Source organism: Pseudomonas sp. HLT2-19-2 (assembly GCF_054898005.1).
The window spans coordinates 453,097-476,956 of sequence record NZ_CM142712.1 but is presented as its reverse complement, the minus strand read 5'-3'; the positions used below and the strand labels follow the sequence as shown (position 1 = coordinate 476,956).

The 23,860-nt window shown below is 58.3% G+C and carries 22 protein-coding genes and 2 pseudogenes; 3 read left to right on the top strand and 21 right to left on the bottom strand.

The window, feature by feature from the left end:
- Positions 1-5 precede the first annotated feature (5 nt).
- The 3 genes from ACYZTU_RS02225 to ACYZTU_RS02215 are packed head-to-tail and all read right to left on the bottom strand — an operon-like array spanning position 6 to position 5,223.
- Positions 6-3,059 (bottom strand): efflux RND transporter permease subunit, encoded by a 3,054-nt coding sequence (locus ACYZTU_RS02225; protein WP_461967716.1) that lies wholly within the window; start codon positions 3,057-3,059, stop codon positions 6-8.
- Positions 3,056-4,123: an efflux RND transporter periplasmic adaptor subunit gene (locus tag ACYZTU_RS02220; RefSeq protein ID WP_461967714.1), complete on the bottom strand. Its 1,068-nt coding sequence runs from the start codon at positions 4,121-4,123 to the stop codon at positions 3,056-3,058. Before ACYZTU_RS02220 ends, ACYZTU_RS02225 begins: the two co-directional genes overlap by 4 nt.
- Positions 4,120-5,223 carry an efflux RND transporter periplasmic adaptor subunit gene (locus ACYZTU_RS02215; RefSeq protein WP_461967712.1) on the bottom strand — a complete coding sequence of 368 codons (1,104 nt, stop codon included), beginning with the start codon at positions 5,221-5,223 and terminating at the stop codon, positions 4,120-4,122. The genes ACYZTU_RS02220 and ACYZTU_RS02215 overlap by 4 nt, the downstream gene beginning before the upstream one ends.
- Positions 5,224-5,406: 183 nt before the next feature.
- On the opposite strand from ACYZTU_RS02215, the pseudogene ACYZTU_RS02210 reads away from it, so the two are divergent.
- Positions 5,407-6,094: pseudogene (locus ACYZTU_RS02210) on the top strand (AAA family ATPase).
- A gap of 51 nt (positions 6,095-6,145) precedes the next feature.
- On the opposite strand, the gene ACYZTU_RS02205 reads toward ACYZTU_RS02210, so the two are convergent.
- The 8 genes from ACYZTU_RS02205 to ACYZTU_RS02170 form a co-directional block, all read right to left on the bottom strand.
- Positions 6,146-7,027 (bottom strand): transporter substrate-binding domain-containing protein, encoded by an 882-nt coding sequence (locus ACYZTU_RS02205; protein WP_461967710.1) that lies wholly within the window; start codon positions 7,025-7,027, stop codon positions 6,146-6,148.
- A complete protein-coding gene (locus tag ACYZTU_RS02200; protein WP_461967708.1) occupies positions 7,024-7,806 on the bottom strand; it encodes an amino acid ABC transporter ATP-binding protein in 783 nt (260 codons plus the stop codon). Before ACYZTU_RS02200 ends, ACYZTU_RS02205 begins: the two co-directional genes overlap by 4 nt.
- On the bottom strand, positions 7,803-8,462 hold the full coding sequence (locus ACYZTU_RS02195) for an amino acid ABC transporter permease (RefSeq protein WP_461967706.1): 660 nt from the start codon (positions 8,460-8,462) through the stop codon (positions 7,803-7,805). Before ACYZTU_RS02195 ends, ACYZTU_RS02200 begins: the two co-directional genes overlap by 4 nt.
- A complete protein-coding gene (locus tag ACYZTU_RS02190) occupies positions 8,443-9,108 on the bottom strand; it encodes an amino acid ABC transporter permease (protein WP_008148239.1) in 666 nt (221 codons plus the stop codon). Before ACYZTU_RS02190 ends, ACYZTU_RS02195 begins: the two co-directional genes overlap by 20 nt.
- Before the next feature lie 559 nt (positions 9,109-9,667).
- On the bottom strand, positions 9,668-10,450 hold the full coding sequence (locus ACYZTU_RS02185) for a MetQ/NlpA family ABC transporter substrate-binding protein (RefSeq protein WP_461967704.1): 783 nt from the start codon (positions 10,448-10,450) through the stop codon (positions 9,668-9,670).
- A gap of 163 nt (positions 10,451-10,613) precedes the next feature.
- A complete protein-coding gene (locus tag ACYZTU_RS02180) occupies positions 10,614-11,546 on the bottom strand; it encodes a sigma 54-interacting transcriptional regulator (protein WP_461967703.1) in 933 nt (310 codons plus the stop codon).
- Between the two features lie 68 nt (positions 11,547-11,614).
- On the bottom strand, positions 11,615-12,196 hold the full coding sequence (locus ACYZTU_RS02175) for an alpha/beta hydrolase (RefSeq protein WP_131060534.1): 582 nt from the start codon (positions 12,194-12,196) through the stop codon (positions 11,615-11,617).
- 350 nt (positions 12,197-12,546) lie between these two features.
- Positions 12,547-13,620, bottom strand: a complete 1,074-nt coding sequence (locus ACYZTU_RS02170; RefSeq protein WP_461967702.1) for a fatty acid desaturase — start codon at positions 13,618-13,620, stop codon at positions 12,547-12,549.
- 100 nt (positions 13,621-13,720) lie between these two features.
- Here ACYZTU_RS02170 and ACYZTU_RS02165 point away from each other — a divergent pair, with 100 nt between their 5' ends.
- Positions 13,721-14,725, top strand: coding sequence for an AraC family transcriptional regulator (locus ACYZTU_RS02165; protein ID WP_449642881.1), 1,005 nt, complete (start codon positions 13,721-13,723; stop codon positions 14,723-14,725).
- Here ACYZTU_RS02165 and ACYZTU_RS02160 read toward each other — a convergent pair.
- The 4 genes and pseudogenes from ACYZTU_RS02160 to ACYZTU_RS02145 form a co-directional block, all read right to left on the bottom strand.
- Positions 14,726-15,475: pseudogene (locus ACYZTU_RS02160) on the bottom strand (type II toxin-antitoxin system HipA family toxin); the annotation flags it as partial.
- A gap of 60 nt (positions 15,476-15,535) precedes the next feature.
- Positions 15,536-15,784, bottom strand: coding sequence for a helix-turn-helix domain-containing protein (locus ACYZTU_RS02155; RefSeq protein WP_449642879.1), 249 nt, complete (start codon positions 15,782-15,784; stop codon positions 15,536-15,538).
- A 108-nt stretch (positions 15,785-15,892) separates the two neighbouring features.
- Positions 15,893-16,258, bottom strand: a complete 366-nt coding sequence (locus ACYZTU_RS02150; protein WP_449642878.1) for a response regulator — start codon at positions 16,256-16,258, stop codon at positions 15,893-15,895.
- 70 nt (positions 16,259-16,328) lie between these two features.
- Positions 16,329-17,015 (bottom strand): Crp/Fnr family transcriptional regulator, encoded by a 687-nt coding sequence (locus ACYZTU_RS02145; protein WP_461967701.1) that lies wholly within the window; start codon positions 17,013-17,015, stop codon positions 16,329-16,331.
- Positions 17,016-17,099: 84 nt separating this feature from the next.
- Between ACYZTU_RS02145 and ACYZTU_RS02140 the strand changes: the two genes are divergently transcribed.
- A complete protein-coding gene (locus ACYZTU_RS02140; protein ID WP_461967700.1) occupies positions 17,100-17,624 on the top strand; it encodes an Mpo1 family 2-hydroxy fatty acid dioxygenase in 525 nt (174 codons plus the stop codon).
- 96 nt (positions 17,625-17,720) lie between these two features.
- Here ACYZTU_RS02140 and ACYZTU_RS02135 read toward each other — a convergent pair whose 3' ends face one another.
- From ACYZTU_RS02135 to dibA, 6 genes are all read right to left on the bottom strand, one after another.
- Positions 17,721-18,710, bottom strand: a complete 990-nt coding sequence (locus ACYZTU_RS02135; protein ID WP_461967698.1) for a sulfate/molybdate ABC transporter ATP-binding protein — start codon at positions 18,708-18,710, stop codon at positions 17,721-17,723.
- A 3-nt stretch (positions 18,711-18,713) separates the two neighbouring features.
- Positions 18,714-19,586, bottom strand: a complete 873-nt coding sequence (gene cysW / locus ACYZTU_RS02130) for a sulfate ABC transporter permease subunit CysW (RefSeq protein WP_449642874.1) — start codon at positions 19,584-19,586, stop codon at positions 18,714-18,716.
- A 12-nt stretch (positions 19,587-19,598) separates the two neighbouring features.
- Positions 19,599-20,417: a sulfate ABC transporter permease subunit CysT gene (cysT, locus tag ACYZTU_RS02125; RefSeq protein ID WP_449642873.1), complete on the bottom strand. Its 819-nt coding sequence runs from the start codon at positions 20,415-20,417 to the stop codon at positions 19,599-19,601.
- A gap of 70 nt (positions 20,418-20,487) precedes the next feature.
- Positions 20,488-21,501, bottom strand: coding sequence for a sulfate ABC transporter substrate-binding protein (locus ACYZTU_RS02120; RefSeq protein WP_461967697.1), 1,014 nt, complete (start codon positions 21,499-21,501; stop codon positions 20,488-20,490).
- A 69-nt stretch (positions 21,502-21,570) separates the two neighbouring features.
- Positions 21,571-21,753, bottom strand: a complete 183-nt coding sequence (gene oscA, locus ACYZTU_RS02115) for a sulfur starvation response protein OscA (RefSeq protein WP_007945260.1) — start codon at positions 21,751-21,753, stop codon at positions 21,571-21,573.
- Between the two features lie 173 nt (positions 21,754-21,926).
- Positions 21,927-23,852, bottom strand: a complete 1,926-nt coding sequence (gene dibA / locus ACYZTU_RS02110) for a phosphodiesterase DibA (RefSeq protein WP_461967695.1) — start codon at positions 23,850-23,852, stop codon at positions 21,927-21,929.
- Positions 23,853-23,860 lie beyond the last annotated feature (8 nt).

Genomic DNA, 23,860 nt, shown 5'->3' with positions numbered 1-23,860 from the left:
GATCATTACGCAGCGTCTTTCTTCGGCTCCCGAATCTTGTACCAAGCCACATACAACGCCGGCAAAAACAGCAACGTCAGCAACGTCGCAATAATAATCCCGCCAATCATCGCGTAAGCCATCGGCCCCCAGAACACTTCCCGGGCGATCGGAATCATCCCCAGGCTCGCCGCCGCTGCCGTCAGCAAAATCGGTCGGCGACGATGCTCCGTGGCTTGCACAACGGCATCCCACGGTGCATGACCGTCCTTCTCCAAGGCCTCGATCTGCGTCACCAAAATCACCGAGTTGCGGATGATGATGCCGATCAGCGCCAGAATGCCGAGGATCGCCACGAAGCCCATTGGCGTGCCCGTCGGGATCAGCGCCAGCACCACGCCGATCAAGCCGAGCGGCGCGACGCTGGCCACCAGGAACAGCTTCTGCACGCTGTGCAACTGGATCATCAGGAAAGTCGCCATCAAAAACAGCATCAACGGCACGACCTTGGCAATCGGCCCCTGGGCCTTGCCGCTTTCCTCCACCGTGCCGCCGGTGGCGACCTTGTAGCCCACCGGCAAACTGGCGGCAAATTTGTCGATGTCCGGTTTGAGCTGCTTCACCAGGTCTGTCGGCTGAATCTCGTCGCGCACCGCAGCCTTGATGGTGATCGTCGGCTTGCGGTCGCGGCGCCAGACCAGCGGTTGCTCAAGTTCATAGCGCACGGTGGCAAAAGCCAGCAGCGGAATCGACGTGCCGCCCGGCGTGACGATCTGCAAATTCTGCAGGGTTTCCGGGGTGCCGCGTTCGGCGTCTTCAGCACGACCCACCACGTTGATCAGGTAGATATCGTCGTCGACCTGCGTCACCGGCGCACCGACCACGATGCTGTTCATCAGGTTGGCGACGTCTTCCGATGAAAGTCCCAACTGCCGTGCCTTGTCCTGCGCGATGTCGATGCGCAGGACTTTACCCGGTTCGTTCCAGTCGTAAATGATCTCGCCAATGTGCGAGTTTTTATCCAGTTCGGTGGCCAGGGCGATGGCGTGTTTACGCACCTGATCGACGTCCTTGCCGCTGACCCGGTACTGAATGGGCCGACCCACCGGCGGCCCCATTTCCAGCGCCTGGACGTAACTGCCAATGCCGACGAAGTCTTTACGCAGTCGCTCACGCAAGCGCTGACTCAGGGCCGTGCGCGACTCCAGGCCTTTGCTGACGATGACCAATTGCGCGTAGTACGGGTTCTGTAATTGCTGGTCGAGCGGCAGGTAGAAACGGATCGCACCTTCACCGATGTACGTGCTCCAGCGCACAATGTCCGGGTCGCCCTTGAGGGTTTCTTCGAGTTTGTCCACAGCCTTGCGGGTCTCGGCGATCGAGGCGTTTTGCGGAAGGTTCAGGTCGACGAGGATTTCCGGGCGGTCCGAGGACGGGAAGAACTGGTTCTGCACGAACTGCATGGAAAACACCGAGGCCACGAACAGTGCAATGGTGATGCCGATCGCCCACCAGCGATTGCGCATGGCCCAGAGCATGCCGTAATTGAACGCCCGACCGATGCGCCCCGGTTCTGCGTCGTGAGGTTTAACGTTGACGCTGAGGATGTGCACGCCGATCACCGGGGCGAACAGCACCGCGACAATCCACGACACGATCATGGCCACCGCGATCACCGCGAACAGCGTGAAAGTGTACTCGCCGGCCGAGCTGGCGTTCAGGCCGATGGGCACGAAACCGGCCACCGTCACCAACGTACCGGTGAGCATCGGGAACGCCGTCGAGGTGTAAGCGAACGTGGCCGCTTGCTCCTTGGTCTCGCCCATTTCCAGGCGCGTGACCATCATCTCGACGGTGATCATCGCGTCGTCCACCAACAAGCCGAGAGCGATGATCAGGGCGCCGAGGGAAATCCGTTGCATGGTGATGCCGCTGTATTCCATGAAGACGAAGACCATCGCCAGCACCAGCGGAATCGAGCAGGCCACCACCAATCCGGCGCGCACGCCGAGGCTGATGAAGCTGACGATCAGCACGATCACCACCGCTTCGAACAGTGCGCTGGTGAAGCCGCCGACGGCTTTTTCTACCACTTCGGCCTGGTCGGAAACCGTGTGCACACCGACGCCCACCGGTAAGTCCGCTGTCAGGTCGGTCATGCGCTGGTGCAAAGCCTTGCCGAACACCTGGATGTTGCCGCCCTTCTTCATGGCGATGGCCAGGCCGATAGCAGGGTGGCCGTTAAAGCGGAATTCCGGTGTCGCCGGGTCGACATAGCCACGACTGATCTGAGCGACGTCGGCCAAGCGGTAGAAGCGGTCGTTGAGTCGAAGGTTGACGTTTTCCAGGTCTTTCTCGGAGGCAAACTGCCCCGACGTACGCACGGAAATCCGCTCGGGACCGGCTTCGATCACCCCAGCCGGGGTCACCGCGTTTTGCGATTGCAGGCTCTGCACCACCTGACGCTGATCGATGCCCAGCGCCGCCAGTTTGCGGGTGGAGAAGTTCAGGTAAAGGACTTCGTCCTGCTCGCCGACCATCTCGACCTTGCCCAGCCCCGGTACTTCGCGGATCTCGGCGCGGACCTGCTCGACGTAATCGCGCAACTGACGCATCGACAAACCATCTGCCGTAAAGGCGTAGACCGAGCCGAACACATCACCGAATTCGTCGTTGAACCCCGGCCCTTGCAGGCCTTGGGGGAAGTCGCCACGAATGTCGTTGATCTTCTTGCGCACCTGGTACCAGATTTGCGGAATGTCCTTGGCACTGGTGGTGTCACGCAAGTTAACAAAGACCGTCGACTCGCCGGGGCGGGTGTAGCTTTTCACGTAGTCGAGGGAGTCGAGCTCTTCGAGTTTTTTCTCGATGCGGTCAGTGACCTGCTTGAGGGTTTCTTCCTGGGTCGCCCCCGGCCAGCGGGTCTGGATCACCATGGTTTTGATGGTGAATGACGGGTCTTCCTCGCGGCCGAGGTTCATGTACGAGAACACGCCCATCAACAGCGCGACGAACATCAAATACCAGACGAACGACTGATGCTTGAGGGCCCATTCGGATAAGTTGAAACTCCCTTTCATTGCGGGCTGTCCTCATCGATTTTCACTTTTTGCCCAGGTTTCAGGCTGTTCACACCGGCACTGACCACCCGCTCGCCAGACTTCACACCGTCGGCCAGCACCACTGTGCTGTCAGTGCGGCTGATCAGGCTGACGTCTCGCGGGGCAACGGTTTGCGTCTGCGGATCGACGACCCATATTCGCGATTTTCCATCCACCTCTTGCAGCACGCTCACCGGCAATTCGATGCGCGATTTGATCGCGGAGCTGAGGGTCACGCTGATCGCCGTACCGAGGCGAAAACCCGGTGGCGTGTCAGTCAGGCTCAGACGTGCGCGACGGGTGCGGGTCGCGCTTTGGGCCTGTGGTTCGATTTCGCGAACGATGGCGGTGGTGGTAATGCTCGGGTCCAGTTGCACGGCGACTTGAAACACCACATCCGCCGGCAACTGGTCGACCAGCGTGTCGGGCAGGTCGATCACCGCTTCCTTGATGTCCGGCTGCGCCAGGGTCACCACTTGCTGGCCGGCGGTCACCACTTGCCCGGCTTCGGCGTTCCATGCGGTGACGATGGCTTTGTGGTCGGTGCGCAGTTCGACGTAGTTGAGTTGGTCCTTGGCCTGGTCGACCGCCGCCTTGGCCTGATCAAGTGAGGCCTGCGTAGTTTTGAGATCGGTCTGGGCGATGTCCAGTTGTGCCTGCGCACCGACCCCGCGATCGAACAGTTCCTGCTGGCGCCGGGCGTTGGCCTGGGCATTGATCAACTGCGCCTGCACACGGGCCAGATCGCCCTGGGCCGAGCGCAACTGGTTTTGCTGGTCAGTGGGGTCAAGTGTTGCGAGCAAGGCACCCTTCTTGACTTCGGCACCGACATCGACGTTACGGCTGGCGATTCGGCCCGGCACCCGGAAGCCGACATTGCTTTCATAACGGGCCTGGATGCTGCCGGCGAAGCGGCCAAGATTTTCCTCGTCCAGGGCCTGGACCTTGATGGACAACACCGGGCGTACCGGCTCCGGAGGTGGTTCTTTTTTCGAGCAGGCCACGAGGATCACTCCGCCGAAAACCAGCAACAGACGCTTCATGGCTGGGCTCCCGCGGCTAAATCCTTATAGGTGTTTTCGGCGATTTCCACCTTCACACCGGGGTGCAGTAACTGGCCGCCGGCGATGACGACTTTTTCGCCGCCCTTCAAGCCGGCGCTGATGATCACTTTGCCAGTCAGGTAGCGACCGACAGTGACGGTGTGCAGCTGTGCCTTGCCCTCGTCGTCCACCAGCCACACGGCCGGGTCGCTGAGGTTTTTGGTCAGCGCCGACCAGGGCAGTTCGACCGCCGATTTGCCCGGTGCCTTGGCCGTGGCACTCACCACCGAGCCGAGCTGCATACCTTCCGGCAGACTGTTGAGAGTGACTTTGACCTGCACCGTGCCGGTCTGCGCGGAGACGGCCGGGGTGATTTCCCGAACGGTGCCGGTGGTTTTGATAGCCGGGTTGTCGAGCAGGCTGACTACGATCGTTTTATCTTCCGGCGCCTCCGCCAGCAGCGATTCGTAGACGTTGAACACGGCGTCGCGCTCACCGTCCCGGGCCAGGCTGAAAATCGGCACCGTGGCCTGCACCACTTGGCCAACTTCGGCCTGACGCGCGGTAATCACCCCCGGCGCGTCGGCGACCAACGCGGTGTAGCTCAGTTGTTCACGGGCATTGGCCAGTTGCGCCTGAGCAGCCGTCAGGGCGCTTTGGCTGCTGCGCAAGGCGGCTTGGGCGGAATCGTATTCGCTCTGGCTGGTGTAGCCCTTGGGCAGGAGTTTTTGCTGGCGAACGAAAGCGGCGGCGGTCTGTTTGACGCGGGCCTGCTCGGCGACGACCTGTGCCTGAGCCGAGTCAACGCTGGTTTGCAGGTCCTTGGGATCGAGCTTGGCCAGCACTTGTTTGGCCGATACCCGGTCACCCACATCGACCATGCGCTGGATGATCTTGCCGCTAACGCGGAACGACAATTCAGTCTGAACTCGCGCCTGAACATCGCCGGTGAGTGTCACAGACGCTGCGTAATCAGCCGATTTGACCTCTTGCACGAACACCCGCGGGCGGTCTTTCTCGACCGGTTTTTTATCGCCGCACGCGGTCAGCAAGGCAAGGACGCCCAAGCCAATCACTATTTTCAATCCGGGACCAGCCATGCAGACTCCTTTGCGTTGTACGGACGTGCCAATGGCGATACGACTGTGAGCTTAGAACAGGGTTCCACCTTCACCCAAGCTAATAAGCATTCCCTCCTACAGCGGTTGCTATTAGTTCCTACAAGTAAAATTCGCCAACGCGGTTATCCTGATGCCGTTTCGGGGCCACAGAGAAAGTCCTTTATGCTCAAAACCCTCGCGGTGGCCAATTACCGCTCGATCAATAAATGGTGATTCCGCTGGGCCGGTTGAACCTGATCACGGGTCCCAACGGCAGCGGCAAATCCAACCTCTACCGCGCGTTGCGCCTGCTGGCGGAAACCGCTCAGGGCGGCGTGGTCAATGCATTGGCCCGCGAGGGTGGACTGGATTCGACCTTCTGGGCCGGGCCGGAAAAGCAGCGTTGCAGACGATTCGCGAGATTGGCGATCCGGATGCCTTGCAGACTGCAATCAGTGACGCCTTCCCCGGCGCGAGATTGAACATCGCGCCGCTCCAGGGCGGCCGGTTTGCGATCGAGTTTTACCAGGAAGGATTGTTGAGGCCATTGTCGGCGGCCGAGTTGTCGGACGGGACGTTGCGCTATTTGCTGCTGGTTGCGGCGCTGCTGACGCCTCGGCCGCCGACGTTGATGGTGCTGAACGAGCCGGAAACCAGTTTGCATCCCGACCTGCTGCCAGCGTTGGCGCGGCTGATTATCCGCGCGTCGGAGCAGTGTCAGGTGTGGGTGGTTTCTCATGCGCGGCGGTTGATTTCGGCGTTGCAGGAGGATCTGGAGTGTAATTGCATTGTGCTGGAGAAGAATCTCGGCCAGACCGGGATTGTCGGGCAGCGGGTGCTGGATGAGCCTGCTTGGTATTGGCCGGACTAACCCCCTCCGATCATTCCCACGCTCTGCGTGGGAACGATCATCTCAGGCTCATCACCCCTGCCACTTCCCACCCTCGACAATCACGCTCTCAGGCTTGGTGTCATCGCTCAGTTCCTTACGCACGTACTGGTCGTAAAGCTTCAGCAGATACTTTTCTTCACCCAGCTTCGCCAACTCGGTATTTACCCAATCACGCAATTCGATATTGCCCTTCTTCACCGCCGGCGCAATCGGTGCTTCGGCGCCCAAGGTCTGGGTCAGTACGCGATAGCCCGGGTTTTGCTTGGCCCAGCTGAACAGCACCAGGTTGTCTTGCGCATAGGCATCACCACGACCGTTGGCCAAGGCTTGCAAGGATTCAGAGTTTTTCTCGAACTTCAGCAGTTTCCAGTCCGGATGGTTCCTCGTCAGCCAGATATCAGCCGTGGTGCCCGTGGTCACGATGGTGGTGCGAGTGGCGAGGTCATCAAGGTTTTTCACCGAGCTGGCCTGAGGCACCAGCGCCTGCACCGCAACCTTGAGGTTCGGGTTGGTGAATTCCACCGCTTCCTTGCGCTCCGGCGTCACCGTCATGTTGGCCAGGATCAGATCAACCTTGTCGCTTTGCAGGAACGGAATACGGCTCGCCGGTTCTACCGCGACGAACTCGACCTTGTTCTCGTCGCCCAGCAAATCCTTGGCAAACTGACGGCCAATGTCGGTATCGAAACCGACGTAACGCCCGGCCTCATCGACGAAACCAAACGGCGGCTTATCGGTAAAGACGCCCACGATCAGCTTGTCCCGCGCTTTGATTTTTTCCAGATAACCGGCTGGAGCGGTGCTTTCGCTGGCGACTTTCGGCTTTGGTGGTTCTTCAGTTTTGTTGCAACCGGCCAGCAGCGCAAGGCCGAACAGCGGGAGTAGCAGCAGAGAAGACTTGGCAGTTTTCATAGCGGTTCCAGTTCCTTTGTTTGAGTCGTTTTGGGTAGTGCGGCGACGTAGGAGAACTTCTCCAGGAACTGCTGCGCTCGTGCGGTTTGCGGGTTCGTAAAGAAAATCTCGGGAGGGTTTTGCTCAAGGATTCGCCCGACATCCATAAACACAATGCGGTCAGCCACGGCACGGGCAAACGCCATTTCGTGGGTGACGATCAACAGGGTCATGCCCTCGCGGGCCAGGTCCTGAATGACTTCCAGCACCTCCTTGACCATTTCCGGATCGAGGGCGGCGGTGACTTCATCGAACAACATGACTTTCGGGTTCATGCACAACGAACGGACAATCGCGATGCGTTGTTGCTGGCCACCGGAGAGCTGACGCGGGAAGGCGTCGCGCTTGTCCGAAAGGCCCACTCGCTCAAGTAACGCTTCAGCCTGGGCACGAGCTTCGCGGCGGTCGCGTTTCTGCACCTTCAGCGGGCCGAGCAGCAGGTTGTCGAGCACGCTCATGTGCGGGAACAGGTGATAACTCTGGAACACCATGCCGATCTGCTGCCGTACTTCACGCCAGTCGGTGCCTTTGTCCAGCAACTCACGTCCGGCAAAATTCAAGCTGCCGCTATGGGCGACTTCAAGACCGTTGAGGCAGCGCAGCAAGGTGCTTTTTCCGCAGCCGCTGGGGCCGAGGATGACGATCACTTCGCCCGGTTTAACGTGCAGGTCGATGCCGTTGAGCACCTGTTGCTCACCGAAAAACTTATTGAAACCCTTGAACTCGATCAATGCGCTCATGCTTGCGTCCAGCGCCGCTCCAGCACGCGCGAAGCGGCCGACAGCGGGTAGCAGATGAAAAAGAAAAACAGGAACAGCGCACCGTAGATCAGCACCGATTCGTAGGTGCGTTCGATGATCTGCTGGCCGACCTTGATCACGTCCACCACACCGATCAGCACCGCCAGGGAACTGGTTTTGATGATCCGCGTATAGACGTTGATGGTCGGCGGCGTCATGCGCTTCAACGCTTGGGGCAGCAGCACAAAGCCGTAGAGTTGCGGCCCGTTCAGGCCAATCGACAACCCTGCCTCACGCTGCCCGCGAGGCAACGAGTGCAACGCACCGCGCACCACTTCGCCGACTTCGCTGGCGCCCCACAGCGACAACACCAGCACCGCGCACCAGTAGCTCGGAATGCTCAGGCCAAAGAAAATCGGCAGACCGAAGAACAGCAAATACAGCCAGACCAGCACCGGGATCGCCCGGAACAACTCCAGATAGACCCGCAGGATCGCGTTCAACACTTTCGAATCCAGTGTGCGCAACACGCCGTAGAGCACGCCGCCAACGGTGCTGATGGCGATGCTCAGGAAAGAGATCGACAGGGTTTGCGCAGCGCCCTTGCCCAATTGCGGCAACGACACCCAGAGCAACTCAAGACCCGAACTGGCCATGCTGGAGCCTCCTTTCCAGACGGCTGAGCAGCAGCGATAGCGGCAAGAACAGCAGCACACAAATCAGCGTCAGCACGGCGAGCATTTCGTAGGTTTTGTAGTAGAGCGCGATGTAGCTTTTGGTGGTGTAGAGAATCTCCGGCACCGCCACCGCCGAGACCACAGTGGTCTCTTTGAGCAGGAAAATGAAATTGGCGAACAGCGACGGCAGGCTGAGGATGCCGGCTTGCGGCAGAATCACGTAGCGCAGCAATTGCCCGTGGGACAGGCCGATGGAGCGGCCGGACTCGAGCTGCGCCTGAGGCACCGCGTCGACGCCGGCACGCAACACTTCAGTGAGGTAGGCGCCGCCGAGGAAGGTCATGGTGATGATCGCCGCAGCAAAGCCCGAGACCTTGATGCCCAAAGCCGGCAAGGCGAAGTAGACGAAGAACAGTTGAATCAACAGCGGGGTGTTGCGCGCCAGTTCCACATAGAGCCCAACCAGCCGCTGCAGGTAAGGGGTGCGAAACACCAGAATCGTTGCGTTGATCAGTGCCACCAGCAACGATGTGCCGATGGCGATAAAACCGACCTGTAGCGTCACACCCACGGCTTTGAGAAACGCCGGCAAGGTGCTGAGAATAAATGCGTAATCGAAGTTCATTGAACATCCTGGACGCCGCAGGGTAAGCGACGTTGGTGCAGTCCATGGGCAGTGGATAACTGCCCGGCAGGCACCGACTTTAAAGGTATAAAAAGAAGAATTTAAATACCGTTAAAGCATATTGATATCACACAAAAAACTATCCTGCGGATTTGCTGCGGCAGCGGAAGACGACTATTTTTCTTTGCGATGTAGGAGGGTTCTTTTTTTCGGATTACCCCTCCAAGAACGGACAACTTTTGGCCAGACTCCCCCGGCCGAACCCTCACAAGGAAGAGAAAATGGCTGACGTAAAAGTGCCACAGCGGCTGGATCCGCAGGACATTGTGAAGTTGCTGGTGGCGTTGCGCAGGGCGTTGAAGGCCAGGGTGGCCTAAAACCTTAAAAGCAAAAGATCGCAGCCTCGTTTCACTCGACAGCTCCTACATTGAAATGCGTATCCTCTGTAGGAGCTGTCGAGTGAAACGAGGCTGCGATCTTTTGATTTTGGCGCAATAAAAAACGCCGACGCTGTATCAGCCGTCGGCGTTGGAAACCTTGAAGGGGTTTACCTCGCGAATCAGAACGCCGGCAATACCGCGCCGCTGTACTTCTTCTCGATGAATGCTTTCACTTCAGGACTGGTCAACGCCTTGGCCAGTTTCTGGATGGCAACGCTGTCCTTGTTGTCCGGACGAGCCACCAGGAAGTTCACGTAAGGCGAATCTGCACCTTCGATCACCAGCGCATCTTTAGCCGGGTTCAGACCGGCTTCCAGCGCGTAGTTGGTGTTGATCATGTCCAGGTCGACCTGGTCCAGAACACGCGGCAGCATGGCCGATTCCAGCTCCTTGAACTTGAAGTTGTGCGGGTTCTTGGCGATGTCTTTCGGGGTAGCCAGAGTGTTTTTCGGGTCTTTCAACTCGATCAGGCCAGCCTTCTGCAGCAGGATCAGGGCACGGCCGCTGTTGCTGCCTTCGTTCGGGATCGCGATGGTTGCGCCGTCTTTCAGCTCAGCCAGGGTTTTGACTTTTTTCGAGTAACCGCCGAACGGTTCGACGTGCACGCCGATCACGGTCACCAGGTGAGTGCCTTTGCCTTCGTTGAAGCTTTTCAGGTACGGCAGGGTCTGGAAGTAGTTAGCGTCCAGACGCTTCTGGTCGACCTGCACGTTCGGCTGAACGTAGTCGGTGAAGACTTTGATTTCCAGGTCCACGCCTTCTTTGGCGAGGGTTGGCTTGATCAATTCAAGAATCTCGGCGTGTGGAACCGGGGTCGCCGCAACCACCAGTTTCTCGCCAGCCTGGGCCAAGCCCGCGGTCAGGGCAGCCGCCAATGCGGTGAACAACAGAACCTTTTTCATGCAGTGTCCTTATCGAAAATCACGGTCGTCATCGACGACGGCTTGTTTAGTACGAGTGCCAGTGAAGTGCTATCGCTGGCGTGAGGCGGACAATACCGGGATTTTTTATTCCCGAACAATATCTTTTATTCACTTTCATATTCCATTTTGTTCATACAGATCGCTATAGCGTCTGTGTCAGGCTTTCGAGCAAATGCTTGAGTGCGGATCGCTCTGCAGCGCTGCCGTTTTTGATCGTTTGAGCCACTTGCCGCTCGATCTGCGCCAGCGAGGTGGGCGCTTCAGGCAGATTCAAATGCTCCGGCAAAATCTCATCGCCGGTACTGACCAACAACGCAAAGTGAATGACGTTCTCCAGCTCACGAGTATTACCCGGCCAACTGTGTTGCTCTAACAGATACTGCGCGGCGTCGCTGATCAGCGGCACCGGCAGGTCCAGGCGCTGGCTATAGATGCCGAGGAAATATTCCGACAGCGACAAAATATCGCCCACCCGATCACGCAAGGCTGGCAGTTCGAGCTGGCCTTCGCTGAGGTAGTGGTAGAGCCGCTCATGGAATTTTCCGGCGGCCACCGCCTGGGCCAGGTCGATGCTGGTAGCTACCACCAGGCGCACGTCCACCGGGCTGGGTTGTTGAGCGCCGACACGAGTGACTTCGTGGTTTTCCAGCGCCGCGAGCAATTTGATCTGGATCGGCAGCGGCAGGTCGCCAATTTCATCCAGATAAAGCGTCCCGCCGTTGGCAGAACCGAACCAGCCAGCGCGACTGCTGGCCGATCCGCTGTAACTGCCAGCGGCATAACCGAACAATTCCGCATCGGCGTAAGTCGGACTGATCGCGCCACAATTGACCGACACGAACAACCCGCCGCGATCACTCGCGCGATGGATGTGCCGCGCGAGCAACTCCTTGCCGCTGCCGGTTTCGCCACGGATCAACACCGAGATCAAGCGCGGCGCCATTAGCTCCAGCTCCTGGCGTAACTGACGCGAACGCGGATCGACAAACACCAGCGCCTTGGCGCGAATGCTCAGAGGACTTTTTTCTGCGTCGGGGAACGTCAGCAGTGGCTGACCGAAGGCTTCAAAACTCATGGCAGACTCCCGCCCAAAACCGCCGGGAGACGGGGGGCGTTGTTTTAAAAACAAAAGCAAAAAAAGGTTTAAGCGCGTCGCAGGGCGTGGTGTTCCATTCGGTTTTGCAGGCGATAGAGATAAGCAAAACCCTGCTCCCAGCGTTGATGACCGGACTTCACATTGATGTGCCCGGCACCCGACAAAATCCCCGCCTCGGCGCCCCAGTTACGTGCCAGTTCCAACGCACGCGGTGTGCTCACGGCGCTGTCGTTGTCGGAGCTGACGACTTGGCTCGCAAAGGGCAAAAGGGTTGTTGGAATCGGTGCGAAGTTGCGCAGGGCCGGTGCGCAGGCCGGGCGCTCGACGTCCGCAGGGGCGACCAGCAAGGCGCCGCGAACCTGACGCAAAAACTGCACGGGTGCAGTGGCAGCCCAATGCGCGACAGTGATGCAACCCAGGCTATGGGCAATCAGGATCACCGGCGTGCTGTCGGCGGCAATCGCCTCGGCCAGTGCCGCCACCCAGTCTTCACGACGCGGCGTCAGCCAGTCGGCCTGCTCCACCCGCGCGCTGTTCGGCAGGCTGTTCTGCCAATGGCTTTGCCAATGATCTTCTGGCGATCCTTGCCAGCCCGGCACAATCAGGTAGCGAATTGATTCGTTGCGCATGGGGGAACTCTCCTGCTGCGTGTCTGTTCCTGAGCAAGTATAGGGAGGAGAGTTATATTCGTTAAGGAATAAGAAGCTATTTATTAAGATCTATAAAGCATATAGAGCAATTGGGTACAGACAAAAAAAGGGACCGCACCCTGCCAAGGAGACGGCCCCGGAAACTCAAAATCTGCTAGCGCTGATCAACATCACTGGATGCGATGATTGGCTGAAACGGTTATCTAATAAAGGAATATTTAATAACTTTATTAGGCCGAAATTGCATATGGCAATCACTCCTTGCTGCACAACTTAGCGTCCCTTTGGGTCAAATTGATGACCAGCGTTTGAGTTTCCGAGCGCATCGATCAAGCCTGAGCGGCACGAACCTCCTGCTCTTCTGTTGTTTCCTTGCGCACAAACCGATTCGCCCGCCCGAACGTCCCGAAATCATTGAACCGCACACCCATCTCGCGCATGACCTTATGCGCCACCGGCACGGTCATCTGACGGATGTAAAACGGTTCCTTCACCACAAAATGATGGATGCCGTGGCTGCTGCCAAAGTTGAAGCAGAACGCCTGCAACGGCCACATCCACCACGGATTCAGCACCTGGGTCTGCTGGATCACGTTGCCCGGCTTAATATCACCGTAGTAGTGCATGTTCGAGCTGACGAAATGCAGGCAAAAGGTACGCAACACATTCGGCCCGATGATCACGACCGCCGCGATATCGATGACGTGCATCACCGACAACGTGGTCGCCGACCATTCGATGGGCGCGCCCAGCAGATGAGCGATGCCGTTAGCCGCGTGAAAGCCGAGAAACAGGTACCACGCCCCCCAATGCACCAGCGCCAGTGGCGCGTAGACCTTCAGGGCGCGCTTGATGATGCTGATCTTGTGAGCCCAGGTCTTGGCCCGCAGCATACGGATAAACGCCGACATCACGTTGTCGCCGACCATCAACAGCCGCGCGAAACCCCACGGCTCGCCGTTGGTGATGGCGCGCTCTTCCATGTCGGATTCTGTGCCGGAGACTTTGTGGTGATTGAGGTGCAGATGCCGGCGAATCCACGGATTGATCGTGCTCGGCCGCGCCAGCCACACCAGGCCCATCATCAGGTTGTGCGGCACGCGCTGTTTGCGAAAGTACATGCTATGAATCAGGTCGTGTTCCAGCTCGTGAGTCAACGAGGCGAAAAACGCATTGAGCAACAGACACGCCCACCAGGCCATATGCCCAGTCATGTAGAGCGTCGCCGAGCCAATCATCCCGACCAGAGCGAAGGCCAGAATGCCCGCGCCCAAGGCGTCCTGATGGTTGAGAATCGGGTAGCGCTGACGCAGTTCAACGCCCTTGGCCAGCACTACTTCACGAATATGCGCTGATCGTTGTGCTGCATTCAGTCGCTGGGGACTTGCAGAAGTACCGTGCATGCTTCCATCCTCTGGTTATTGATGTTCGCATCCTGCCTTGTGAACCCTCGCAAAGCGGTAGCCGTGAACGCCAACTTGTTGACCGGAAGCGCCAATCAGCATGACTGAACCGACCTCCCTCGCCAGCTGGACCCGCGCCCTGCGCAAGCAACTTGATGCGCTGGGCCTCGACAGCACCGCCCTGTGCCAACAGGCGGGGCTCGACCCGCAACTGATGGACGACCCGAACGCCCGTTACCCGTTGTCCGGCACCACGCGCCTATGGGAAATCGCCGTGCAAGTCAGCGGCGATCCGGCGATTGGTTTGCGGGTATCGCGTTTCGTAAGCCCAACCACCTTTCACGCACTCGGTTATGCGCTGGTGGCCAGCGGCAGTCTGCGAGAAGTGTTCGAGCGCATCGTGCGTTATCACCAGGTGGTCAGCGACGCCCTGGAACTGGAACTGACCCGCGCCGAGGACCGCTACCACTTCCGCCTGAAAATCCCGCCAGGCAATCCGGCCCCGGCCTTCGAAGCCATCGATGCCTTCACGGCGATTTACGTACGCACCTGTCGCAATCGCCTGGGCCGCGATTACGCCCCGCTGGCGGTGTACCTGCGCCGCCCGGAACCGGCAGATCCGCATCAATGGCACAAAGTCTTCCGCTCCCCGGTGTACTTCGCCGCCGATGAAGACCGACTGGAATTTGCCGTCGTGGACTTCGATAGCCACCTTGACGACGCTAACCCGGAACTGGCCGAGCACAACGAGGCTGTGCTCAAACGCACCCTTGCACAACTCAAACCCCTGACCTGGGAACGTAAAGTTCGCGACGCCATTGAGGAGCAATTGCCGGAAGGCGAGCCCAGCGCCGAACACATCGCCCAGACCCTGCACCTGAGTTTGCGCAGCCTGCAACGGCATCTGGCGGACGAGGGTTGCCGGTTCGATACATTGCTCAACGAAAGCCGCGAAAATCTTGCGCTGCTGCATTTGCGCGATCCGCAATGCTCATTGAGCGAGATCAGCTATCTGCTAGGGTTCGCTGATACGAGCAGCTTCAGCCGCGCGTTCAAGCGCTGGACGGGGATAACGCCGGGGCAGTTTCGGGATGGGTTGCGGTGATCAGCTTTTGACCAAGCTGCGCGCTACGCCTGATTTCCACTGTTCTATCATCGCTTCACCAACCTCGGCAAAAACGTTATTTACCTTGATGTAATCAACCATATCCGCCATTGCCACTTCTATTCCATGAGCGACTTGCTGCAGCAGTTGATTGCACCGTCCCTCAGTCAGATTGCAAGACGATCGGCCAAAACGCACCAGCATTTTGTATTTGGGCCATGCCTTTGATCCGCCTAACAGCAACGCCATGCTGTCTACTTTTATGTAGACCGAAGTCGTGACGATGTCGTAGGCAGGAGCAAGTCTGATTTGCGCATCAGCACCTCCATGTTCGTACAGCACACCGAAGTTCTTGAGGTGAGCATCGCCATTTTTCAGAGCGGACGACAACGCCACGATTTTGAAAAAAGACTCAAGGGCGTGGTTGAGCAATGACGGGGAGACAAACTCTTTGATCTGCCTCGCGGCGCCTTCGTACGAACCATCGTATTTGGCCTTCGAAGGCCAGGCATTGAGCACGCAGAAATCCTCAAAGCCCAGATAACCTTTTTCATTCAGATCGAAGCGCTTAACGAACAGGAATTTGCCGTGCTCGCTGAGCTCAACCTTCGGCACCTCAAGACCCGAATGTAGCGCGGCCCTCATGCAGAAATACTCATTGGCAGCAAGTTCAGGGTATTCCTCTGGCCGAAAGGATTTGACCAGATGCGTTGCCCCTCGATGGGTCAATCGGTCGACGATGCTCGCACTGTGAGGGTTCCGACTGTGGTGCCGGAAACACTGATGTGCAGCCTGTCCGCATCGCTTCTCTCAGCCATGGAAGTTAACCTTTTTCAGGGTATCCAGCGTCGGGCGCTTCGACTGCCGAGGTACGGCCGTGAGTTCATAACCGAAGCCGTTAAGTATCGCTTCAACCTTGCGGATTCCGATTTCGGAGACCGTGTTGTTCTCGATGCCTGAAATCGTGGCGCGGCTCATGCCGTACTGCTTTGCCAGGTCCTGTTGAGACATCTTTCGCTCTTTGCGCAGCAACCTGATCAGTTCACCGAGGCTTTCCATCCGCTCACCCGCATCATATACAGTGCAAATTCATTGAAAAAATAGATTTGCATTGTATTTAATGCATTGCCTAGCCGAAGTCTAGCTCATGTATTGAACGGAGCGGTCTCAGCGCCGCTGATCACGCCGCAACAACTTGCGCACCCGCTTCACCAGTTCACTCACGGCAAACGGCTTGAGCAGGTAATCTTCCTCATGCAACTCCAACCCGCGCAGGCGATCCTCGATTCCATCCTTGGTCGTTAGAAGCAACACCGGCGTTTCACCGAGCTTGCGGATCTGTTGCAGCAACTGCCAGCCGTTGAGCCCTGGCAGCATTACGTCGAGGATGATCAGCTCATATTTGCCAGACTCAATAAAGCGCCGGCCGTCCATTCCATTGAGCGCCACATCCACCGAATAACTTGCCTCGCTCAGGCCCTTGGCCAGGAGTTTGGCGGTCTCGGGTTCGTCTTCCACTAACAACACACGCATGGCACACCTCAATTGTCGTCATCACAGGCTAAACGCCTTCGCATCCAAAGCCCACCACTAACACCTGGTTTTAAATAATCGCCAACATCCGCAATCGTTCCGCATCCAGAATTTCGATCTCGCCGTACTTAAGATTCACAATCCCCTGCCCCTGCAAGTCCTTGAGAATCTGATTGGTGGTCTGGCGCGACAGCGACAACATCGACGCCAATTGCTCCTGAGGCAGTTGCAACACCCGTCGTGGCGGATCGATCTCGCCATATCCTTCGGCGATCATCAGCAAGCGATGAGCCAGTCGAGCAGCGGCTGGCATTAGGCTCAGCTGTTCGAGATTGATGAACGTCAGGCGCAGTTTCTGGCTCATCAGCAATGCCAGTTGCCGCCAGTACACCGGTTGCTCATCAAGTAACGCCAGCAGCACGGTTTGCGGGATGTGCAACAGGATGCAATGGCCCAGCCCGAATGCATCATGAGTACGCGGCTGACCATCGAACAGGCCGATTTCGCCGAACCAGTGGGGCGACTCCACCAAGCTCAGCAACGCCTCCTTACCCTGCTCGCTCACCGCGCCGATGCGCACCGAACCTTCGAGCACCGCGTACAGGCCGCACGCAAGATCGCCGCGCTTGAACAGCCGCTGGCCCGGCGACAACCGCCGCACCCTGGCGGCGGCCAGCAGACTATCCTGTAAGGGAACAGGTACATGGCTGAACCACTGGCCGCTCATCAGGCGTGGACGCCAGACCTGCTTATCCATGAAAACTCCTAGAGATTGTCGCCTGGCTGACAGAGCGAGTTGTCGACCCGGGGCATGATCCATCACCCAACAGGAGGAACAACAATGAAAAGCCTCGTCGACCATCTCAGTCAATACGCCGCTTACCACCGTGACCCGCGCAATATTGCCACCCATTTTGTCGGCATTCCGCTGATCGTCGTCGCGGTTGCGGTGCTGCTGTCACGGCCCGAGTGGTCGCTGGCCGGGGTTTGGGTGTCACCGGCGGTGCTTTTGGCGCTGGCTTCGGCGTGGTTTTATCTGCGCCTGGAGTTACGGCTGGGCGTGCTGATGACGGTGTTGCTGGGCCTTTGCGTTTGGCTGGGGCATGTGCTCGCGCAGCAAAGCATGCTGGTCTGGCTTGCCAGTGGCATCGGGATGTTTGTGGTGGGTTGGGCGATTCAGTTTGTCGGTCATCACTACGAAGGACGCAAACCGGCGTTTGTCGATGATGTGACGGGGTTGATTGTCGGGCCGTTGTTTGTGGTGGTGGAGTTGGCATTTTTGCTGGGAATTCGGCGTGAGCTGAAAGAGCAGATCGAGGCGCGGGTGGGCGGTGTGCGGGTTAATCCGAATCGCGCCGCGATCTAAATCGCATTCGCGGGCAAGCCTCGCTCCTACAGGTCACGGATATCCCTGTAGGAGCGAGCGGTGCGGCGATCCGACTTGCCCGCGAAGCTTTTGATCTTAGATGTTAGCGACTTTCTGCCAGACCTTCGGCTTGAAGAACAGCGTCTCGCCCTTCGCCAGCCCGATCAGGCTGTCGTGATCCTTCACCACTTCAGCTTCGATCAATTCGCTCTGGCCTTCGACCTTCAACGTCACCCGCGTCGTCGCACCCAATGGACGAATATCCCGCACCTCGGCCGCGTGGTGATCCTCGATCTCATGACGTGACAGCGACACTTCGTGCGGACGGAACAGCACGTGATTGTCTTCGCCCAGATGCAGCCGGTTCGAATCGCCCAGGAAGTGATAAACAAAATCGCTGGCCGGGTTTTCGTAGACGTCGCCCGGTGAGCCGATCTGCTCGATCACACCCTTGTTCATCACCACGATGCGGTCGGCGACTTCCATCGCTTCTTCCTGGTCGTGGGTCACGAATACCGAGGTCAGGTTAATGTCTTCGTGCAACCGCGCGAGCCAGCGACGCAATTCTTTACGGACCTTGGCGTCAAGGGCACCAAAGGGCTCGTCAAGCAGCAGGACTTTCGGTTCCACCGCCAGCGCGCGGGCCAACGCGATACGTTGACGCTGACCGCCGGAGAGTTGTTCCGGGTAGCGATCCGACAGCCAATCCAGTTGCACCATGTTCAGCAGTTCGTGGACTTTCACCGCGATCTGGCTTTCGCTCGGGCGCTGGTTTTTCGGCTTCATGCGCAGGCCGAACGCGACGTTGTCGAACACCGTCATGTGGCGGAACAGCGCGTAGTGCTGGAACACGAAACCGACGTTGCGATCACGCACGTCGTGGCCGGAGACGTCTTCACCGTGGAACACGATGTTGCCCTGATCCGGCGTTTCGAGACCGGCGATGATCCGCAACAGCGTGGTCTTGCCGCAACCGGACGGGCCAAGCAGCGCCACGAGTTCGCCGCTGTGAATGTCCAGGCTGATGTTGTCCAGCGCCTTGAACGCGTGAAAATTCTTGCTGACGTTACGCACTTCAATCGACATGACTTATTCCTCCGCGGCGCTGGCGCGCAGGCGGTTAATACGGTTTTCGCTCCACTGCTTGAGCAGCAGGATGAAGAGCGCCAGGATCAGCAACAGGCTCGCCACGGCGAACGCGGCCACGTGGTTATATTCGTTGTAGAGGATCTCGACGTGCAACGGCAGGGTATTGGTTACCCCGCGAATGTGCCCGGAAACCACCGACACCGCACCGAATTCACCCATCGCCCGCGCGGTGCACAACACCACGCCGTAGATCAGGCCCCATTTGATGTTGGGAACAGTGACGTGCCAGAACATCTGCCAGCCATTGGCCCCGAGCAGACGCGCGGCCTCTTCTTCCTGAGTGCCTTGCTCCTGCATCAACGGGATCAGCTCGCGCGCCACGAATGGCACGGTGACGAAAATCGTCGCCAGCACAATGCCCGGCAAGGCGAAGACGATCTGGATGTCGTGGTCCTGCAGCCACGGGCCAAAAATGCCCTGGGCACCGAACATCAGCACATAGACCAGACCGGCGATCACCGGCGACACCGAAAACGGCAGGTCGATCAGCGTCACCAGCATGCTCTTGCCGCGGAACGAGTACTTGCTTACGCACCACGCGGCGCTGACACCGAACACCAGGTTCAGCGGCACTGAAATCAGCACGGCAATCACCGTGAGTTTCAGGGCCGACAAAGCGTCGGGCTCAAAGATCGCGGTGAAGAACGCACCGAGGCCATTTTTCAAGCCCTGGGACACCACGATGAATAGCGGTAAAAACAGAAACAGCGCAAAAATCAGCCAGCCAAGGCTGATCAGGATGCGCCGCGAAGTGGCACTGCCACGGCGGGCAGCGTTGGCCGAGGAAGCGGCGCTAATAGACGATTGGGACATTTTCGCGCCTCCTTATGGGGTTTCGATGCGCCGCTGCAGCAAGTTGATCAGCAGCAACAGGACGAAAGAAACCACCAGCATCAGTACACCAATGGACGTAGCGCCGGTGTAATCGTACTGGTCGAGTTTGACCATGATCAGCAGCGGCAGGATCTCGGTTTTCATCGGCATGTTGCCAGCGATGAAAATCACCGAACCGTACTCGCCGACCCCGCGGGCAAAGGCCAAAGCGAAGCCGGTCAGCCAGGCTGGCAGCAACGCGGGAACCAGAATATGGCGGAAAACCTGCAAGGGTTTCGCACCCAGGCACGCGGCTGCTTCTTCAACTTCACGTGGGATATCGGCCAATACTGGCTGTACTGTACGTACCACGAATGGAAGTGTAACGAACGTCAGTGCGAGCGTGATGCCGAGGGGGGTATACGCGATCTTGAAACCCAGGTCCGCCGCGAACTGACCGACCAAACCGTTAGGAGCGTACAGCGCGGTGAGTGCGATACCGGCCACGGCAGTGGGCAGCGCGAACGGCAGATCGATCATTGCATCGATGATCTTGCGCCCCGGGAAGGTGTAGCGCACCAGCACCCAGGCCAGCAGCGTGCCGATGATGCCGTTGATGATCGCAGCGTACAGCGCGGTGCCGAAGCTCAGCTTCAATGCCGCCAGCACGCGAGGCGCCGAAATGATCGCCCAGAACTGATCCCAGGTGAGTTGGGCGGCATGGACGAACATCGCCGCCAGTGGAATGAGCACAATCAGGCTGAGGTACACCAAGGTGTAGCCCAGCGTCAGCCCGAAGCCGGGTATGACGGGGGAGATACGACGCGACATAAAAGTCCTTGGTTGAGAACGCGTAAAGCCCCGAACGTCAATCCGGGGCTCGTTTATGGCTTATTTCAGGTTATTGCGCCTGATAAATTTGGTCGAACACACCACCGTCGTTAAAGAATTTGGGTTGGGCCGTTTTCCAGCCGCCAAAGTCCTTGTCGATGGTCACCAGGTCCAGTGTCGGGAACTGCTTGGCGTATTTGGCAGCAATATCCTTGTCACGTGGACGATAGAAGTTTTTCGCCGCGATTTCCTGACCGGCCGGGCTGTAAAGGTGCTTGAGGTACGCTTCGGCGATCTCGGTGTTGCCCTTTTTCTCGGCATTCTTGTCGACCACGGCGACTGGAGGTTCGGCGAGGATCGACAGCGAAGGCACGATGATGTCGAACTTGTCAGCGCCGCCGTCTTCTTTCAGGGCCAGGAAGGCTTCGTTTTCCCAGGCCAGCAACACGTCACCCTGACCGTTGTTGACGAAGGTAATGGTCGAACCGCGAGCACCGGTGTCCAGCACAGGAACGTGCTTGAAGAGGGTTTGCACGTATTCCTTGGCCTTGGCTTCGTTACCGCCGTTGGCTTTCAGGCCATAGGCCCAGGCGGCGAGGAAGTTCCAGCGCGCACCGCCGGAGGTTTTCGGGTTCGGGGTGATGACTTCCACGCCATTCTTGGTCAGGTCGCCCCAGTCCTTGATGCCTTTAGGGTTGCCCTTGCGCACCAGGAACACGATGGTCGAGGTGTACGGCGTGCTCGCTTCCGGCAGACGCTTCTGCCAATCCGCCGGCAGGGTCTTGCCGAGCTTCGCGATTTCGTCGATGTCACCGGCCAGGGCCAGGGTCACTACATCGGCGCGCAGGCCGTCGATCACCGCACGGCCCTGCTTGCCTGAACCACCGTGGGACTGCTGGATTTTCACGCTGTCGCCAGCGTGGTCTTTCTGCCAGAACTTGACGAATTCAGCGTTGTAGTCCTGATACAGCTCACGCGTCGGGTCGTACGACACGTTGAGCAGTTCGTAATCCTTGGCAACCGCGGAACCAGCAAAAAGGGCACTGGCCAGGGCGGCCAAAGCGAAATGACGAATCGACGACATGGTAAAAGCTCCTGGAATTCTGATTGTGTTGGCTTTTTTTATGGTGTGCTGGTATCGGGGTGCCGGTTTTTAACTCGGTTTGTTGCTTGGATTCTGCAAACGAAATTTTTCTTTGCGTTCGATCTGGACCACCTGGGCGTTGTGCACGGTGATCTCCACCGCGCCAAAACGCAGATCGCGCAAAGCGCTCTGGATCTCACGCAAAATGGTTGCCTCGTCCTGGCCGTCAACGCTACGTAGGGATGCGCTCATGGTGCTGCTCCTTCGACTAGAGGTGCCTGGCAGTGGCGGGACTGCTTGCGGCGTGAGAGCAATAGTAGATAAGCGCAGATATTCTTAAAAAGACTATTTAAGAATGTTTATATAACCAGAAGATTTATCGTTCCCACGCAGGGCTGATCGTCCCAGGCTCTGCGTGGGAACGATCAGGGCTGGAGAATCTGTGGAACACGATCCCAATCCAGCTGCCCGGCCGGCACCGGCCGTCCAAACCAGTACCCCTGCCCCAGATCGCAGCTGTGTTCGAGCAGGAAACTCGCCTGCTCGACCTGCTCGATCCCCTCGGCATGAACCCGCATTCCCATGCTCTGGGCCAGCGCAATGATCACCCGCACAATCGCCGCGTCATCCTCATCCCACGGCAACCCGGCAACGAAGCCCTGATCGATCTTGAGTTTCTGTACCGGCAATCGCTTGAGGCGCAGCAGCGACGAATACCCCGTGCCGAAGTCATCGATGGCCAGTCGCACGCCCAGCTCCCGCAGCCGGTGCATTTGTTCCAGCCCCACTTCCGGGTCTTCCATCACCGCACTTTCAGTGACTTCCAGCTCCAGATACGCCGGATCCAGCCCGGTTTCGTGCAACACCTGCGCCACCTGCTGGTACAGCTCGCGACGAGCAAACAACCGAGACGAAACATTCACGGCGATGAACGACAACAGCACACCCGCCGCCTGCCATTGGCACATCTGCTGACAGGCCTGCTGCATGACCCAGGCATCGATTTCGGCAATCAAACCAGTGCGCTCGGCGATGGGGATGAATTCTGCCGGCGACACCAGCCCGCGCTGCGGATGTTCCCAGCGCACCAGCGCTTCGACGCCAATCAGGCGACTGGTCTTGAGGTCGTGAACCGGCTGGTAATAAACCCGTAATTCCTGCTGTTCCAGCGCACGGCGCAATTCGAATGCGGTCTCGACCCGTTGCTGGGCATGGGCGGTCAATTCTTCGGTGTAGAGGGCGTAGCCGTCGCGGCCAGCACTTTTGGCCTTGAACAGTGCAGAGTCCGCGTTGCGCAACAATTGCTCGGCACTCAACGCATCGCCGGGGAACAGGCTGATGCCGATGCTGGTGTTGATAAACAACTGATGCCCGTCAATCTGGACCGGTTCTTTGAGACCCTCGATGATCCGCTGAGCCAGCGCCGCGGCATGCATCAACTGCGGGCAACTTTCAGCCAGCACGGCGAACTCATCACCGCCCAGCCGCGCCAGGGTGATCCCCGGTCCGAACATGGCTTTCAAGCGTTCGGCGACGGCCTTGAGCAGTTGGTCGCCGATGGTGTGTCCGAGACTGTCGTTGATCATCTTGAAGTGATCCAGATCGATCAGCAGCAACGCGCAGCCGCGCTTGTGAGTCTGCGCCGACGCCAGGGCCTGCTCGGCACGATCGGTGAACAACAGTCGATTGGGCAGGTCGGTCAGTGGATCGTGATGGGCCAAGTGCGTCAGTTCATGCTCGGAGTTCTTGATCGCACTGATGTCGGAAAACACCGCGACGTAATGGCTAACCCGCCGCCGGTCGTCGTGAATGATGCGGATAGTTTGCCATTGCGGGTAAATCTCGCCGCTTTTGCGGCGGTTCCAGATTTCCCCACTCCACTCGCCAATACTGTTGAGTGTCGCGAACATCGCTTGGTAGAAATCCGGCGGGTGATGACCGGACTTGAACAAACTGGGTTGCTGACCCAGCACTTCCTCACACTGATAGCCGGTGATTTCCATAAAGGCCCGGTTCACATGAACGATCAAGCCTTTGCAATCAGTGACCAGCACCCCTTCACGGGTGCAATCGAACACCGCGGCGGCCTGACGCAAACGCTCGCGGTCTTCGGTGCGTTCACGCAACTTGGCGCCGATCCCCAGGCAACGGAACAATCGCGCCCGAGCGAGGAAAATCAACCCGGAGCTGAACACCACCCAGGCGTAACCGTTGATCAGTTTCCATCGCATTAGCTCAGCAGAGCTATCGAAGAAACTGTTCAATAAATGGCCACTGAACTGCAGCCAAGCTACGGAAACCAGAAGGTAAAGCAGTGCTGCGCGCAAAGCATCGCGATAGGTAGCAGACATTCGGCTGT

Coding starts and splice junctions, on each gene's coding strand:
- ACYZTU_RS02225 (WP_461967716.1), bottom strand. CDS start 3,059: ATGAAAGGGAGTTTCAACTTATCCGAATGGGCCCTCAAGCATCAGTCG.
- ACYZTU_RS02220 (WP_461967714.1), bottom strand. CDS start 4,123: ATGAAGCGTCTGTTGCTGGTTTTCGGCGGAGTGATCCTCGTGGCCTGC.
- ACYZTU_RS02215 (WP_461967712.1), bottom strand. CDS start 5,223: ATGGCTGGTCCCGGATTGAAAATAGTGATTGGCTTGGGCGTCCTTGCC.
- ACYZTU_RS02205 (WP_461967710.1), bottom strand. CDS start 7,027: ATGAAAACTGCCAAGTCTTCTCTGCTGCTACTCCCGCTGTTCGGCCTT.
- ACYZTU_RS02200 (WP_461967708.1), bottom strand. CDS start 7,806: ATGAGCGCATTGATCGAGTTCAAGGGTTTCAATAAGTTTTTCGGTGAG.
- ACYZTU_RS02195 (WP_461967706.1), bottom strand. CDS start 8,462: ATGGCCAGTTCGGGTCTTGAGTTGCTCTGGGTGTCGTTGCCGCAATTG.
- ACYZTU_RS02190 (WP_008148239.1), bottom strand. CDS start 9,108: ATGAACTTCGATTACGCATTTATTCTCAGCACCTTGCCGGCGTTTCTC.
- ACYZTU_RS02185 (WP_461967704.1), bottom strand. CDS start 10,450: ATGAAAAAGGTTCTGTTGTTCACCGCATTGGCGGCTGCCCTGACCGCG.
- ACYZTU_RS02180 (WP_461967703.1), bottom strand. CDS start 11,546: ATGAGTTTTGAAGCCTTCGGTCAGCCACTGCTGACGTTCCCCGACGCA.
- ACYZTU_RS02175 (WP_131060534.1), bottom strand. CDS start 12,196: ATGCGCAACGAATCAATTCGCTACCTGATTGTGCCGGGCTGGCAAGGA.
- ACYZTU_RS02170 (WP_461967702.1), bottom strand. CDS start 13,620: ATGCACGGTACTTCTGCAAGTCCCCAGCGACTGAATGCAGCACAACGA.
- ACYZTU_RS02165 (WP_449642881.1), top strand. CDS start 13,721: ATGACTGAACCGACCTCCCTCGCCAGCTGGACCCGCGCCCTGCGCAAG.
- ACYZTU_RS02155 (WP_449642879.1), bottom strand. CDS start 15,784: ATGGAAAGCCTCGGTGAACTGATCAGGTTGCTGCGCAAAGAGCGAAAG.
- ACYZTU_RS02150 (WP_449642878.1), bottom strand. CDS start 16,258: ATGCGTGTGTTGTTAGTGGAAGACGAACCCGAGACCGCCAAACTCCTG.
- ACYZTU_RS02145 (WP_461967701.1), bottom strand. CDS start 17,015: ATGGATAAGCAGGTCTGGCGTCCACGCCTGATGAGCGGCCAGTGGTTC.
- ACYZTU_RS02140 (WP_461967700.1), top strand. CDS start 17,100: ATGAAAAGCCTCGTCGACCATCTCAGTCAATACGCCGCTTACCACCGT.
- ACYZTU_RS02135 (WP_461967698.1), bottom strand. CDS start 18,710: ATGTCGATTGAAGTGCGTAACGTCAGCAAGAATTTTCACGCGTTCAAG.
- cysW (WP_449642874.1), bottom strand. CDS start 19,586: ATGTCCCAATCGTCTATTAGCGCCGCTTCCTCGGCCAACGCTGCCCGC.
- cysT (WP_449642873.1), bottom strand. CDS start 20,417: ATGTCGCGTCGTATCTCCCCCGTCATACCCGGCTTCGGGCTGACGCTG.
- ACYZTU_RS02120 (WP_461967697.1), bottom strand. CDS start 21,501: ATGTCGTCGATTCGTCATTTCGCTTTGGCCGCCCTGGCCAGTGCCCTT.
- oscA (WP_007945260.1), bottom strand. CDS start 21,753: ATGAGCGCATCCCTACGTAGCGTTGACGGCCAGGACGAGGCAACCATT.
- dibA (WP_461967695.1), bottom strand. CDS start 23,852: ATGTCTGCTACCTATCGCGATGCTTTGCGCGCAGCACTGCTTTACCTT.